10 protein-coding genes are annotated in these 14,262 nt (G+C 72.9%); 2 read left to right on the forward strand and 8 right to left on the reverse strand.

The genetic code is table 11. The features are described 5' to 3' along the window. From ACO1BR_RS00810 to ACO1BR_RS00825, 4 genes are all read right to left on the reverse strand, one after another. Positions 1-1,932, reverse strand: a complete 1,932-nt coding sequence (locus ACO1BR_RS00810) for a helicase-associated domain-containing protein (protein WP_426793058.1) — start codon at positions 1,930-1,932, stop codon at positions 1-3. A gap of 14 nt (positions 1,933-1,946) precedes the next feature. Further along, positions 1,947-3,458 carry an SWIM zinc finger family protein gene (locus ACO1BR_RS00815; protein WP_426793059.1) on the reverse strand — a complete coding sequence of 504 codons (1,512 nt, stop codon included), beginning with the start codon at positions 3,456-3,458 and terminating at the stop codon, positions 1,947-1,949. Further along, complete coding sequence (locus ACO1BR_RS00820) at positions 3,455-6,478, reverse strand: DEAD/DEAH box helicase (protein WP_426793060.1); 3,024 nt, start codon at positions 6,476-6,478, stop codon at positions 3,455-3,457. Before ACO1BR_RS00820 ends, ACO1BR_RS00815 begins: the two co-directional genes overlap by 4 nt. A 171-nt stretch (positions 6,479-6,649) precedes the next feature. Continuing rightward, positions 6,650-7,312, reverse strand: coding sequence for a hypothetical protein (locus ACO1BR_RS00825; protein ID WP_426793061.1), 663 nt, complete (start codon positions 7,310-7,312; stop codon positions 6,650-6,652). A gap of 311 nt (positions 7,313-7,623) precedes the next feature. Between ACO1BR_RS00825 and ACO1BR_RS00830 the strand changes: the two genes are divergently transcribed. Continuing rightward, positions 7,624-9,225: a UvrD-helicase domain-containing protein gene (locus ACO1BR_RS00830; RefSeq protein ID WP_426793062.1), complete on the forward strand. Its 1,602-nt coding sequence runs from the start codon at positions 7,624-7,626 to the stop codon at positions 9,223-9,225. 42 nt (positions 9,226-9,267) lie between these two features. Next, positions 9,268-9,582: a DUF6343 family protein gene (locus tag ACO1BR_RS00835; RefSeq protein ID WP_426793063.1), complete on the forward strand. Its 315-nt coding sequence runs from the start codon at positions 9,268-9,270 to the stop codon at positions 9,580-9,582. Positions 9,583-10,349: 767 nt separating this feature from the next. Here ACO1BR_RS00835 and ACO1BR_RS00840 read toward each other — a convergent pair. From ACO1BR_RS00840 to ACO1BR_RS00855, 4 genes are all read right to left on the reverse strand, one after another. After that, the gene (locus ACO1BR_RS00840; protein WP_426793064.1) at positions 10,350-10,739 is read right to left on the reverse strand and encodes a tetratricopeptide repeat protein; all 390 of its coding nucleotides are present in this window, start codon (positions 10,737-10,739) and stop codon (positions 10,350-10,352) included. Positions 10,740-10,928: 189 nt separating this feature from the next. Further along, positions 10,929-11,312: a cupin domain-containing protein gene (locus ACO1BR_RS00845; protein ID WP_426793065.1), complete on the reverse strand. Its 384-nt coding sequence runs from the start codon at positions 11,310-11,312 to the stop codon at positions 10,929-10,931. A 200-nt stretch (positions 11,313-11,512) separates the two neighbouring features. Continuing rightward, entirely contained in the window at positions 11,513-12,103 is a 591-nt protein-coding gene (coaE, locus tag ACO1BR_RS00850) for a dephospho-CoA kinase (protein WP_426793066.1), read from the reverse strand. 342 nt (positions 12,104-12,445) lie between these two features. Further along, entirely contained in the window at positions 12,446-13,396 is a 951-nt protein-coding gene (locus tag ACO1BR_RS00855) for a PAC2 family protein (protein WP_426793067.1), read from the reverse strand. Between the last annotated feature and the right edge of the window lie 866 nt (positions 13,397-14,262).

Genomic DNA, 14,262 nt, shown 5'->3' on the forward strand with positions numbered 1-14,262 from the left:
TCAGCCGCCTCCGGTCCGGGGGGATTCCTGGGGCTCCGCCGGGAGCCCCAGGAGCCGCCGGGCCAGGAGGAGCGGGGCGCCCGGATCGCGCGTGGGGGCGGGGGTCTTGGTGCGGTGGCTGGGCAGCCGCTGGACGGTGGTGGTGCCGGTGTCGGATTCCAGGGCGGGTGCGTAGCCGGCGGCGCGCAACGCGTCCAGCGTGGCGGCCGGGGGGCGGTTGCTGACCAGGACGGTCGGGGCGATGGCGCGCAGCCCGAGCTGCCGCAGGGCGCGGTGCGCGGCGAGTTCGCCGACCAGGGCTTCGTCGTCGGAGCGGATGCAGCAGGCGGCGGGCAGCACCCGCATCCGGCCGTGGGTGCGGGCGGCGTCCTGGAGGAGGTAGCCGAGGGGCTGGGGCAGGGTGCCGGTCGCCGAGACGGTGGTGAGGGCGTCGTGGAGGGTGTCGGCGGTGTGGCCGGTGTCCAGTGCCCGGCGTACCGAGGCAGGGGTGAAGCGCCAGGTCACGGCATGGCTTTCGGACTCGCGGTCGGCCGCGGAGGCGAGCAGTTCGGCGAGCGCGGCGGCGGGGCGGCCGGGGACGACGGCGGTCAGATCGGCCTGGAAGTGGGCCTGTTCGAGGGGCGGCGGCAGCAGGTCGCGCAGCGGCTCTTCGAGGGACCCCGGGTCGGTGAGCAGGGCCCGGCCCAGGGGGGTGAGGGTGCCGTGGGCGATGAGCCCGAGGTGGGCCGCTTCGTGGAGGGTGTGGGCGGCGCGCTCCTCGGCCATCGGCTGCTCGGTGACGCCGAGCGGACGGTGCCAGTCCGCCGCGCGCAGGAGATGCCGCAGCGCGGTGCGGGCGTCCTCCTGCTCCGGGGATTCCGTGGGCGGCAGGGGCGGCAGCGGGGCTCCGGCGCCCGGTGGGACGTCGGCGAGGGCTGCCAGGAGGGCGTACCGGAGAGCGGGGGCGTGCCGGTCGTGTCCGCGGACCAGGGCCGTCGGGGTCTCGCCGAACGGCGTGTGGGTGGGGACGGCCCAGAGGCCGGACCAGGCGGCCAGTACGGGAGCGAGGCGTGAGCCCGGCGGGCTGCCGAGCCAGTCGTCGTAGGCGCCGGTGGGGAGTGCGGTGATCCCCGACGGGCTGCGGGTCAGCGCGATCAGGTCGGCGGCGAGGGCGAGGTCGAGGAGGAGGCGGGTGTGCGGTTCGGTGGTGCCGGCGGCCTTGGCCAGGCGTTTGATCTCGCGGAGGGTGAGCCCGCCTGACTTGCGCAGTGCGGCGGGCTGCCCGGCCAGGGAGGCGAGGAGGCGCTCCAGGGTGGTGGCCAGGTGGGCGGCGGCGGTCTGGGACTCGTCGTGCGGGGAGGTCCGCGGGGCGGGCACCCCGGGGCGGTCGCGGTGCCCGGGGGCACCGTCGGGGACCGGCGTCGGGGCGTGCGCCGCGAACGGGCCCAGGTCGAGGGCGGCCAGGAGCTGCGGGACGCGCGGCGGGACGACGACGGCGCCGTCCTCGCCGGGCGCGGCGATCCCGTCGGCGTAGAGGGATTCCAGGGCGGCTTCGGCGGCGCTCCGCTCGGGGCCGGGTGCGGCGGCCCCGAGCGCGGCGTACACGTCCTCGGGTGGAACCGGTTCGGTGGCCAGGTGCGGGAAGGACAGCCGGTGCGCCATCAGGGACTGGTAGTCGGCGCCCGGGGCGGGGGCGGCGGGCGCGGGGGCGTCACGGCCGGCGCGCTCCTGGCTGATGCGGGCGGTGGCGGCGAGCACCTGCAGGCGGGGGTGGTCGAGGTGCAGCACCAGGTGGTGAAGGGTCTCGTATGACCACAACGCGGTGGCCAGGCCGCGCAGTTGGGTGGGGGCGGGGCGGCGGGCGAGCGGCTCGGCGTGGCGGGTGAGGAGTGCGGCGAGCTGCTCGGGGGTGCGCTGCGCGAGGGATCGGGTGAGTGTGTCGAGACCTTCCACGGCCCTGAGGTTAGTCATCGCGCCACCAGGGAGTTCAGCGCGCCTACGGGGTCGGGGTCCGCGGGCCCGGCGGGCCACCAGTCCTCAGTTCCGGGCTCGGATTCGTAGGGGTACCAGCGGTGGTCGTGGCCGAAGCGTAGTTGAATGCCGCGGTCGGGGTCGGTGAGGTGGTTGTGGCGCGGGCGCAGGGCGGGCAGGCCGGCGGACAGCAGGGCGCTGCGGGCGCGGTCGAAGTCGCCGGCCGGGGGGTTCCAGGTGGCCTCCAGCATGGAGAGTCCCGCACGGCCGCCCTGCCGCCAGGCGGCGACGGACCGGGCGACGTCCGCGGGCGTACGGCCGGTCGTCGCCGCGAGGTCGCGGTAGAGGGCCCGGGTGGTGGCGGTCAGTCCGGCGGTGGGGTGGGCGGTCGCGGCCAGGCGGACGGCGTCCTCCCATGGGGGCAGCGCCGGATACGGGCCGGGGGCGGTCGGGCGCACGTCCCCGGCGGCCGGGGCTCCGGCGGCGGTGACGCAGGCATGGGCGCGGGCCGCGGCGTCGGCGGCCAGGAATTCGAGGGTGGCCGCGTCGAACGGGAGCCCGTCGGTGTCCGGGAGGGCCGGCGGGCGGCCGGGGTCCGACGGCACCGCCAGGGGCGGCGGGAGCGGCGGCCTGGGGCGGTCGCCCAGGGCTTCCCGGGCGAGGACACCGCGGGGTGCCGACGCGGCCGTTGTGGCCTGTCCGGCCTCCTCCGTGGCCGTGGGGAGCGGGCCCGGCACCACCGCGCCGGAAGGCCCGGCCACCCCCGTCCGGCCGGCCGCCGGCCCCGGTCGCACCGCGGAGCGAGCGGCAGCGGAGGCACCGCCTCCGGGCAGCGGCGTCGCCATGAGAGCGGTCGGGGTCCGGCTCTCCCGCGCGGTGTGGGCGGTGTGCCGGCGCGAGAGCTCGTCGAGGAGTTCCCGCTCGCCGCGGCCGCGCATGAGCAGCAGGACGAACGGGTCGGTGTCCAGCAGACGGGCCACCTGGAAGCAGAGCGCCGCGGCGTGCTTGCAGGGCCTGCCGTGGTCCGGGCAGGAACACCGGGGCACCAGGTCGCCCGGCCCGGGGAGGAGTCCCGTCTCCGCCTCCGCCAGCGCGCGGGGCAGCTCCTTGGCCAGCAGGGCGGTGAGGTGCGCGGGCTCCGCGGCGACGGTGTCCAGGAGGGCTTCCCAGCCCGCTTCGGAGAGCGTCCCGAGGCGGATCTCGACACTGTACGGGCGGGGTCGGCTGCCCCGTACGGTCGCCAGGATGCGCCCCGGGGTGATGTTGATCGTGTCCACATGGCCGTCCTGGGCGTAGGTCCGGCCGCGGGCGAGCCGGGCACCGTCGAGTGCGGTGCTCTCCAGCGCCGCCAGCCAGGCGCCGCCCCACCAGGACACGCCGAACGGCTCCCCGGCACCGGTGCGATCCGGCAGCGGCGGGAACGTGCGCGAACGGTCCGCGCGGGCGGGCAGGTCCGCCGCGGCGGTGCGCCGCGGGGCGCCGGGACGCCCCCGGAAGACAGGACTCATCCGGGCCTCCTCAAGGACACGAGATCGGCCAGTTCGGCGTCGGTCAGCTCGGTGAGCCCGCTCTCGCTCCCGGAGAGCACCGCGTCAGCGAGCGCCCGCTTGGCGGTGAGGAGTTGGGCGATGTTGTCCTCGACGGTGCCCTCGGCGATCAGCCGGTGGACCTGCACTGGCTGGGTCTGGCCGATGCGGTAGGCGCGGTCGGTGGCCTGCTCCTCCACCGCCGGGTTCCACCAGCGGTCGTAGTGGATCACATGTCCGGCGCGGGTGAGGTTCAGGCCGGTGCCCGCCGCCTTCAGGGACAGCAGGAAGACCGGCACCCGGCCCGCCTGGAAGCCGTCGACCATCTTCTCCCGCTCGGCCACCGGGGTGCCGCCGTGCAGGAGTTGGCTGGAGATCCCGCGGGTGGCGAGATGGCGTTCGAGCAGCCGCGCCATGCCCACGTACTGGGTGAAGACCAACGTGGCGCCGCCCTCGGCGAGGATCGTGTCCAGGAGTTCGTCGAGGAGTTCGAGCTTCCCGGAGCGGGCCGCGAGCCCGGGGGCGGCCTCTTTCAGATACTGCGCGGGGTGGTTGCAGATCTGTTTGAGGGCGGTGAGCAGTTTCATGACCAGGCCGCGCCGCGCGATGCCCTCGGCGGCCTCGATCCGGGCGAGCGTCTCGCGGACGACGGCCTGATACAGCGCGGCCTGTTCGCGGCCCAGCGGAACCGGGTGGTCCGTCTCGGTCTTGGGCGGGAGTTCGGGCGCGATGCCCGGGTCGGACTTCTTGCGGCGCAGGATGAACGGCCGCACCAGCCGGGCCAGTCGCTCCGTCGCCTGCGGGTCCTCGCCGCCCTCGACCTCCCTGGCGTGCAGCGCGCGGAACGTCTTCAGGGGGCCGAGGAGCCCGGGCGTGGTCCAGTCCAGCAGGGCCCACAACTCGGAGAGGTTGTTCTCGACGGGCGTGCCGGTGAGGGCGATCCGCGCCGGGGCCTTGATGCCGCGCAGCGCCCTGGCGGTCGACGACCGCGGGTTCTTCACGTGCTGCGCCTCATCGGCGACCACCCATGCCCAGGAACGTCCGGCCAGTTGGGTGGCGCTGCTGCGCATCGTCCCGTAGGTCGTCAGCACGAAGCCGCCGGCCACGCCGTCGAGGCTGCGGCCGGCGCCGTGGAAGCGGCGCACGGGAGTGCCGGGGGCGAACCGCTCGATCTCGCGCTGCCAGTTGCCGAGCAGCGAGGCGGGGCAGACGACGAGGACGGGCTGGGTGGGCCGGCGGTGCAGGTGGAGCGCGATGACGGTGATGGTCTTGCCCAGGCCCATGTCGTCGGCGAGACAGCCGCCGAGGCCGGTGGCGGCCATGGTGTCGAGCCAGGCCATGCCGCGGAGTTGGTAGTCGCGCAGCGTCGCCCGCAGCCCGGGCGGCTGCGGCAGCGGGCCCGGCGGAGCGGTGAGGCGCCCGCGCAGCGCGGCAAGGGCCCCCAGGGGCACCACTTCGACCTCCTCGCCGTCCACCTCCGCGGTGCCGTCGAGCGTCGCCGCGAGGGCTTCGGCCGGGTCCAGATATCCCAGTTCGCGCTTGCGCGCCTTGCGGACGAGCGCGGGGTCGACCAGAACCCACTGGTCGCGCAGCCGTACGACGGGCCGGTGCACCTCGGCCAACGCGTCCATCTCCGCCTCGGTGAGCGGGACGCCGTCCATCGCCACCTGCCAGCGGAACTGGGCCAGTTCGCCGGCGTCGAAGAATCCGAAACCGTCCGCGGCCGAGCCCGGCGCGGGCCGGAGCACCGCCGCCGCGGTCAGGCCCCGGGCCAGCTCCCTGGGCCAGTGGACGGCCACACCGGCGGCGCCCAGCCGGGGCGCGGCCTCCCCCAGCAGCTCGTACAACTCCTCCTCGCCGAGCGGTAGTACGTCGGGCACCGGCCGTTCCAGGAGGCGGGTGAGCGGGGACCAGACGCGGGCGGCGCGGCGCAGCGCGAGGAGGGTGTCGACACGTGACCGCGGCCCGAAGTGATCGGCCCCCTCACCCTCCCAGAGCTGCCGGGCGTCGGCCACCAGGGTCGGGTCGGTGAGGCTCTGCACCTGCAGCACGGCCGCCGCCGCGCGGCGCTCCTCGGCTCCGGCCGCACCGGGAGGCCGCCCCCACCCGTCGTCACCGCCGTCGGCCGCGCCGTCCTCCCCGGCATCGACGGGCTGGCCGTCCTCCCGGGTGTCGAAGAGCTGATGGGGCGCGAGGTCGAGGCGCAGCGAGAGCCGCACCCCCGCGTCCACACCGGACGCGACCTCGGCGGCCCATGCGCGGGCACCGGGAAGGCACTGCGGGGCGGTCGCGGCAAACGGTGCCCCGGCCACCAGCTCGGCCGCGGGTGTGCGCGGCAGGGTGTCGACGACGGCATCCACGAAGTGCCGCACGAGATCGAACGGATCAGGCAGCCGGAGCGGGCGGCTGCCGGGGAGCGGCACGGCATACGCCTCGGCGGGCATGGCGGCGGCGACGGCCCGGAGGTGTGCGACGTCGTCGGGGTCGAGGGGGCCGGCGCGCCAGGCATCGGTGTCCTCGGCGGTCAGCCCCGGCAGCAGTCTGCCGCGCGCGACGAGATGCAGAGCGTGGAGTGCGGCTGCGCCCCAGCAAGCGGCGGCCGGGTGGGCAGCGGGATCATGCCGGGCGCGGACCAGCAGCGGAACCGCCTCGGGCAGCGAGAGCAGCAGAGCCGGGACGCTACGGCTGCGCGCGCCGTTACCGTGGCGCCGCGCAACGGTCAGCTGCCCGGGCACGGCGCCGGCGCCTCCCGGACCCGCGCCGTCCGGCTCCGCCCCGTCACCGCCGGCCGCACCCTCCGCCGCCTCGGGGAGCCGGCCGCCATCGGGCCGCCAGAAGGCGACCTTCCCGGCGCGCGGCGGGAGGGCGGGCAGGAACACCGCGGCGCACTCCGCCACGGCCACAGAGAGTCCGGCGTCACCTCCCGCCGCCGAGGCGGGCACGGCGGGCGATGCGACCGGTGGTCGGGGCACCCCGACCACCGCCTCCCGCTGCCTCACCATGCCGTCCCCTGCTGCTTCCGGATCCTTGCGCGCCGAACGCGGCGCCCACCGGGCCCACCGCGCCCGGCTCACTTCCCTGACATCCCCGGCCTGCGAGTCTACGGTCGTACGCACGCTCTCCCCCGCGTCGTTCAGGCGGCCGTGCCTCCCCCCGGAGGCCGGCCCAGTGGATCACCAGACATGCACGGCGGCGCCGCACAGTCCCAGGCCGTGCGCCGCGGCCTCACGCCAGCAGCGGAGCGGCCCGTCGAGCACGCTCTCCTCCCCCGGGGGCTCATCGAGCCAGAGCTGGTCCTCGGCGGCGGCGCGCTGCTTCGCCGTGAAGGAGAAGGCCGCCTCGATCCGCGGCAAGCTCTGGCGCACCTGCTCCGCGGAGAGCACGAAGTTGCCGATCCAGCCCGGTATCAGCGCCGCCCGTCGGCTGCCGATCGCGTGGAAGAGGGCCGGGACCGCATAGTCCTTGGAGTGCACCGCGAGGAAGGGGACGAGCTCTCCGAAGTCGTCACTCCAGACGTCGCCGAGGATCGAGAAGTCGTCGTCATCGTCCCTGCCGTCGTAGAGCTCGTCGAACGGCCCCGCGCGCGTGAGGTCGTGGAACGAATCGATCAGCGCGTCGACACGCTCCCGCTCCGGCGTCGCAGCGCGGCCCGCGCCGCCGCGACGCCCGTACCAGTCGCGCCGGTCCGGCAGCGGCTCGGCCGCCCAGCGCTGCCATCGCTCGCGGGATTCCGGCAAGGCCCGGACCGACTCGATCAATGGCCGCATACGCGGCTCCAGCGCGCTGATGACGCTGTCGTCGTGCGGGCTGATGCCCCATGCCGACGTGATGCCCATCTGTCCGCTCCCCCGTCTCTCGCGACCCGTCCGCGGCATTCCCGCCGCGGAAACTCTGCGTGATGCCGATGGAAGCAGACGCCACTGACAATGCGTCCGCGGTGCGCCCCCTCCTGCCCCGCGCGAGGGAGGGAGAAAGCGCTCCGGCGGCACGAAACCACAGCTCAGAAAGGTCCGCACGGTCGCCCCGCGGGCACGCGAGAAAGTTATCCACAGATCACGAAACCCTCTCCCTCCCCACCCTCACAGTCGGTTACAGTCGACCACGTAGATCACTCTCCGTAACTACCCCTTCTCGGCGAGGAGCCCTCATGCACACCCCCACCCCCGAACAGACCGCCGCGGCCGACGCGTTCCCCACCGGCACTCATCTCGTGATCCAGGCCGGCGCCGGCACCGGCAAGACCACAACCCTCGCGATGCTCGCGCACTCCGCACAGCGAATGGGCCGGCTCGGCCGGTACATCGCCTTCAACAGAACCGTCGCACGCCACGCCTCCCGCACATTCCCCGCCGAAGTCGCCTGCGGAACCGCCCACGCCCTCGCGTACGCCGCAGTGGGCAGGTACTACCAAGCACGGATGAACGCCCCACGGCAGGCGGGCTGGCGCACAGGGGCCGCACTCGGCATCGACGACGGCATGTACTTACGCATCGGACCACGCAAGGTCAACAACAAGGCTCTCTCCCACACCGCCCTGCGAACCGTCACCCGCTTCTGCCACTCGGCCGACAAAGACATCGCCCACCACCACGTCCCGCCCTTGAGAGGAGCCGAATCCCAACCCCTCCACGCCCAACTCGCCGACCTCGTGCTGCCCTACGCACGCAAAGCCTGGGCCGACCTGCAGAACCCGGACCACGGCGTCGTCCGCTTCGAACACGACCACTACCTCAAAATGTGGGCACTCAGCGAACCCGTCATCCCGGCGGACTTCCTGCTCCTCGACGAAGCCCAGGACACCAACCCCGTGGTCGAGCAGGTCCTCACCGCCCAGCGCGACCACGCCCAACTGGTGCTGGTCGGAGACTCCGCACAGGCCATCTACGGCTGGCGCGGCGCCCGCGACGTCATGACCGGCTTCGACGGCACGCAGCTCAGCCTCTCCCGCTCCTTCCGCTTCGGGCCGGCGCTCGCAGCCGAGGCCAACCGCTGGCTGGCGATCGTCGACGCCCCCATCCGCCTCACAGGATCACCGCACCGCACCACCGAGCTGCGTCCCCTCCACGCCCCGGAGGCGATCCTGTGCCGGACGAACGTCGGGGCGATGGTCGCGGTGATACGGCAGCTCGAAGCCAACCACCGGGTCGCCCTCGCGGGCGGCGGCGAGGCACTGCGCTCACTGGCACGCGCCGCCCACGACCTCGAATCGGGACGGCGCACCGCACACCCCGAACTGATGCTCTTCGAGTCCTGGGCGGAACTCCGCGAGTACGCGGAGTTCGACCCGGCCGGGCGTGATCTCCTGCCCTTGGTGGAACTGGTCGACGAGCACGGCACGGCAGCCGTCCTGCACGCCCTGGACCGGCTGTCCCCCGAAGAGTCCGCCCAGGTGACGGTGTCCACCGCCCATCGCGCCAAGGGCCGCGAGTGGACGAGCGTGTGCATCGCGGACGACTTCACCGGCCCCGACGATCTCGACGAGGCCGACGAGGCCGGAACGCCGCTCCCCGGCCCGATCGACGTCGACGAGGCGCGCCTGGCCTACGTAGCGGTGACACGCGCCCGAACACAGCTCGACATCGGCGGCCTGTCCTGGATCAACAACCACCCGGCGGGCGACCCGCGCCCCACAGGACGCCCCACAGAGTCGGAAAAGGAGGAGAACACGGAGAGCCCACCGAAGCGAGGCAGACAACGACCACCCACCGGATGGAGCGGAAAGGACGGGGCGCAGCGGACAGGTGACTGACGCGTCGATCAGGAGGATGCTGGGGAGGGGAGATGGGTGCCGATGCGCACAGGAAATGAGCCCTTGCACGCACGCAGCCCGCTGAGAATGCGGTGTGGGCTGGCGTTGTGGGGACTGCTATGGGCCATCGCCGGGACCGTCGCCTTCGTCATGGCCGGCCGACCCCAATGGGCGGCAGCCTGCGCCGCTCTGGCATTGGTAGCAGCCACGGACCTGGCCATGGTGATCCGCCACATCCACCAGGGACCGCACTACCAGCCCGGCAGGGACATACCGCCCTACGAGCCCGACCGAGGCCGGAACGACGCATTCGGCATACGCGACGACCCGGGCCGCCGACGCGGCTCACGACCGTAGCGGATCACCGGCCGATCACCGGCCGAGCGGACATCACCCACGAGCGACGCGCTGATCGACGCCACCAACCACAGCTCACGCGTCGAGCGCCGGCCATACGCCGATGGCCTGGCGAGGCGCCAAGCACACCACGATGCGATGCGCCTCACACACGACGCGCCATGCGTGGCACGTCGAGCACGGATTCACAGCGACGCGCTCCCATGCCAGGAGGTGATGCATGAGCAGGAGGTGATGCATGAGCGCGAGGCGATCCACGCGTGCAAGACAGTGCCTGCCCTGCTGATCCGTTCACACCACCCGCACTTCCCTGTGCGGTTCACGCACGGCACATCACGCACGGAAACCGTCGGGGAGGGGGCTGGTTGCGACCAGTGGCGAGGTGCGCTGGAGCAGCAGAGAGTCAAGGTCAAGGCAGGAAGTCGACCACCGCACGGAGTTCAACTACCGGCGACCACCAACAGCTGGGCGTGCACGCCCAGTTCGGCTCCACAAGACACACGGGCTCCAAGCCGGCCGCGGCACGTGGAGCGAAGTAAACCGAAGCGAGGCACAGTACGCGGACGCCAAGCGACAGGTGCGCGAGGTGAGGCCGGGGTGGGGGTGCGGCGCGACGGAGGGGAGGCGAGGGTTCGCGGGGGTGGGGTGGGGGGTGGGGGGCGGGGGGGCGCGGCCCGGGGGGACGAGCAGAAAGGCTCACAACAAGCAGCAACCGCCGCCCGCTCCCCACCCCCGCCCATCCCCCACCCCACCCGCCTACCCCCCCGCTACACCCCACTTCCCCCGTTCTCCCCATTGGAGGCGAACCGGGCAGCCGCAAGGAATTCGGGGCGTGGCTCCAAGGCCGCTGCGAGGCGGAAGTGGCGAAGTGCTTCATCGGGGCGGCTGGCGCGTTCCAGGGTGCGGCCGAGGGCGAAGTGCGCGAAGGCGTTGTCCGGTTCCCGTTCCAGAACGATCTGGAATTCCAGCTCTGCGGGCCGTAGTTGAGCGGAGAGAAAGAAAGCGCGAGCGCGCAGCAAGCGGGCTGCGGTGTTCTCGGGGTGTGCGGTGATGACCGAATCCAGCAGCCGGATCGCCCCGCGTGCGTCTCGGGCTGCCAGCAGTTGCTCCGCGGCGCGGTAGTCGATGACGTGCGTCTCGGGACTGCGCTCAGGCACGGCCGTCTCCTCTCCGTTGTCGTCGGGGCAGGGCCGCAGGCGACCATGCACCGTACGGCGGTACGTGCGACACAACACTCGCGTCTGTCGCGGCATTCCCCGGCAGAGCCGGTCCTATCCCCGCGCGCCCGACCGACGTCGGTCCCGCACGCCGACGCCGGCGTCGGTGCACTGGCCACCAGAGGCTGTTCAGAGGCTGATGTGGTACGCCTTGCGCAACGTCTCATGCACGGTCCACTGCGTGCGGTCGCCCTCGTGCAGGACGCAGGCATCGCCCGGTCCCACTTCGAGTACCTGGCCGCCTTCGATCTCGATGGTCGCTCGGCCGCTGACCACCACGAACAGTTCGTTCGCCTCGGTGTCCGTGACCACACCCGGTGTGATCTGCCAGATTCCGCGGATCTGGCGGCCGTCCGGAGACTCCCACAGCACCTTGCCCGTCACCACCGGCTCGCCCGAGACGACCTGTTCGGGGTCGAGGGGCTCGGGCTCCAGGTCGGCGTCCGCGATGCCCGGGATGTTGACAGCGAACGAGGCGGAAGATGACGCGGGAGACGAAGCGCGAAATGGCATGGGTGATGCAGAGGACACGGGATGCTCGGGAGACGCGGACGGCGTGACCGGATCGGAGGGTGCGCAGGAGGCGGACGTCGCGAGCGACGCATCCCCGGCGGGAGCCGGTCCGGAGCTGTCGTGGGCAGAACCGGGTCCGGTGTCGGCGGTCTTGGGCTCAAGATCGTCAGTTGTCATGGCGGTGAGGCTATCCCCCGGCTTCAGGCGTCCCGCAGACGCTCCCACATCTCACGGACCTGGGGCTCCAGGGCCTCCAGCGGTCCGTCGTTGTCGATCACGAGGTCCGCGACAGCCAGCCGCTGTTCACGAGTGGCCTGCGCGGCCATCCGTGACTTCGCCTCGTCCTCCGACATGCCACGCAGGCGCACCAGCCGGTCCAGTTGGGTCTGCGGTGCGGCGTCGATGACGACGACCTTGTCGTAGAGCGGGGCCAGGCCGTTCTCGGTCAGCAGCGGCACGTCGTGGATCACCACCGCGTGCGGGCCGGCCGATGCTTCGAGTTCGGCGGATCGTGCGCCCACCAGCGGGTGCACGATGGCGTTCAGCGCCTTCAGTTTCTCGGGGTCGGAGAACACGATCGCGCCCAGCTTCGGCCGGTCCAGCGTCCCGTCCGGGGCGAGTACGTCCTCCCCGAACTCCTCGACGACCGCTGCGAGTCCGGGCGTACCCGGCTCGACGACCTCGCGTGCGATCTTGTCCGCGTCCACGATCACCGCGCCGTACGACGCCAGCAGTCGCGAAACCTCACTCTTGCCCGCACCGATCCCGCCGGTCAGCCCCACCTTCACCATGGCCCCACGCTATACGGCCCGTGGGGCGGCGCGGAGCCGGGGCGGTGCCCTTCGTGCGGCCCGCGGTATGGGCTGGTGTCCGGGGCGGGCTGATGCTCGCGCCGACCGGCTCGCGGCCATGAACCGCGCCACGCCGATGCGTAGGCGGGGCTGCGCGAGGCTGCCGGCGTACGACGGTCCACCGTCCCAGCCTCAAGGGCCGAGCCATAAGTCCCCAGGCCCCCAGCCTGGCACGGAGCCCGCCACCTCAGCATCGGCCACACGCCCAGCCGCAGTCCTCCGGCCCTGTCCCTCCCCCTTCCCCCTGCCCCTCCCTCCAACTGTGCCCCTCGCCCGCCGGTCTCAGATTCCGCCGCCCCCGTCGGATTCGCGCTCCGCCAGGAAGCGTTCGAATTCCCGGCCGATCTCGTCGGCCGTGGGCAGCTCCACCGGCTCGGCGACGAGATTGCCCCGGGTCTCGGCCCCGGCCACCGCGTCGTACTGGTGCTCCAGTCCGCTTACCAGGGCGACCAGTTCCTCGTCGCCCTCGGAGATCTGCCGCTCGATCTCCTCCTGCGTGCGCAGTGCCTCCGTGCGCAGCGCGTGTGCCGCGTTCGGCAGCACCAGGCCGGTCGCTGCGGTCACCGCTTCGAGGGCCGTGAGCGCGGCGTCCGGATACGCGGACCGGGCGATGTAGTGCGGCACATGCGCCGCCACACCCAGTACGTCGTGCCCCGCCTCGGCCAGCCGGAACTCGACCAGTGCCTCGGCGCTGCCGGGCACCTGGGCCTCGTCGAAGAAGCTGCCGTGCCCCGGCATCAGGTCCGTGCGGTTGCCGTGCGGGGTGAGGCCCACGGGGCGGGTGTGCGGCACGCCCATCGGGATGCCGTGGAAATTGACCGAGAGCCGTACACCGAGCCGCTCCACTATCTGGCGGACGGCCGCCGCGAAGCGTTCCCATTCCACGTCCGGTTCGAGGCCGGACAGCAGCAGGAAGGGGGCGCCGGTCGCGTCCTCGACCAGCCGCAGCTCGATGCCGGGGATCTCGTACGCGGTCCAGCGGTGGCTCTCGAACGTGAGCAGCGGGCGCCGGGCGCGGTAGTCGATCAGCCGGTCGTGGTCGAAACGGGCGACGACCCGGTGGGACAGGCCGGTCAGCAGCCGGTCCACGATCTGGTCGCCGGTTTCGCCGGCGTCGATGTAGCCGTCGAAGTGGTACAGCAGCACGAGACCGGCGGAGTCCCTGGCGGTGATCGCCTCAACCGCCGCGAGTCCGCTCGGCTCCCATTCGTACAACCCCTGGGGATCCAACACAGTGACCGCTCCTCCTCGTGTCCGTGAGCAAGAACGCCCGGGGCCGGCCCGGCATTCCCGGACCCGTCGCGCAAGCGAAGCCTGTCCGAAGACGCACGCCTCAGCGCCCGCATTTCCACGCCGCGCGTCCACCCCCACTCCCCCGGCCACCCTCATCCCCACCTCATCCCGGTCACATCCCTGATCGCCCACAACACCTAGGTGAATTACTGGAGTTGTCGCTGCGCCAACCACCCCGAGGTACACGCCTATTGGTCCGCACCTGCGGCTCGCCACGCCCCTCGCGCATCGCGGGTCCGTCCAACGTTCGTACACGGAAGGGAAGTTGAAATGCGTGCCCGGTCGGCCGCTGACCGCAGTCTCCGCCGCCCCGTCCCTGGTGGCGGGTACCGTCCCCGCACCGTCACGACGTCCGTCCGGATGGGGCTGCGTACTGGACCGGCGAGGGGGACCGCCACCAGCGGCAGGAAGAGGAGCGTGATGGCCACCCGGAGCGGTGTCGTCTTCGATGCGGTCACTGCTCGCGGCCTGGCCACGGAGGGCGTGTACTTTCGCGATTCCGGGAAGGGCGGGGCCGTCCAGAACTCCGCCGTCCACGACGCTTTTCGGGCCACTGTCCCTCAGATTCTCAGGAGGGCGTGGAACGGGTGAGGGTGGTCTACGTCGGCAGGACGGGCGCTCGGGCGGTGCGGCCGGTGCGGGCGGCAGGACCGGTGAGAGGGTCAACGAGCGACATCGTGCAGATTTCGATCCCGGCGTTCGCCCCGCGTTCCAGCCCGGCGCTCCACCCCGGCGTTCTGGTGGGCCGCCGGGATCCTCGCCGGTGCACCGCAGGGTGGCGCACCGCGGTGTGCCACCCTGCGGTG

The sequence above is a fragment of the Streptomyces sp. YGL11-2 genome (assembly GCF_050054615.1).
Classification (GTDB): Bacteria; Actinomycetota; Actinomycetes; order Streptomycetales; family Streptomycetaceae; genus Streptomyces.

Bases quoted from the DNA above. Each gene is read 5' to 3' on its own strand.
- ACO1BR_RS00815 (WP_426793059.1), bottom strand. From the start codon at position 3,458: ATGAGTCCTGTCTTCCGGGGGCGTCCCGGCGCCCCGCGGCGCACCGCC.
- ACO1BR_RS00820 (WP_426793060.1), bottom strand. From the start codon at position 6,478: ATGGTGAGGCAGCGGGAGGCGGTGGTCGGGGTGCCCCGACCACCGGTC.
- ACO1BR_RS00825 (WP_426793061.1), bottom strand. From the start codon at position 7,312: ATGGGCATCACGTCGGCATGGGGCATCAGCCCGCACGACGACAGCGTC.
- ACO1BR_RS00830 (WP_426793062.1), top strand. From the start codon at position 7,624: ATGCACACCCCCACCCCCGAACAGACCGCCGCGGCCGACGCGTTCCCC.
- ACO1BR_RS00835 (WP_426793063.1), top strand. From the start codon at position 9,268: ATGCGCACAGGAAATGAGCCCTTGCACGCACGCAGCCCGCTGAGAATG.
- ACO1BR_RS00845 (WP_426793065.1), bottom strand. From the start codon at position 11,312: ATGCCATTTCGCGCTTCGTCTCCCGCGTCATCTTCCGCCTCGTTCGCT.
- coaE (WP_426793066.1), bottom strand. From the start codon at position 12,103: ATGGTGAAGGTGGGGCTGACCGGCGGGATCGGTGCGGGCAAGAGTGAG.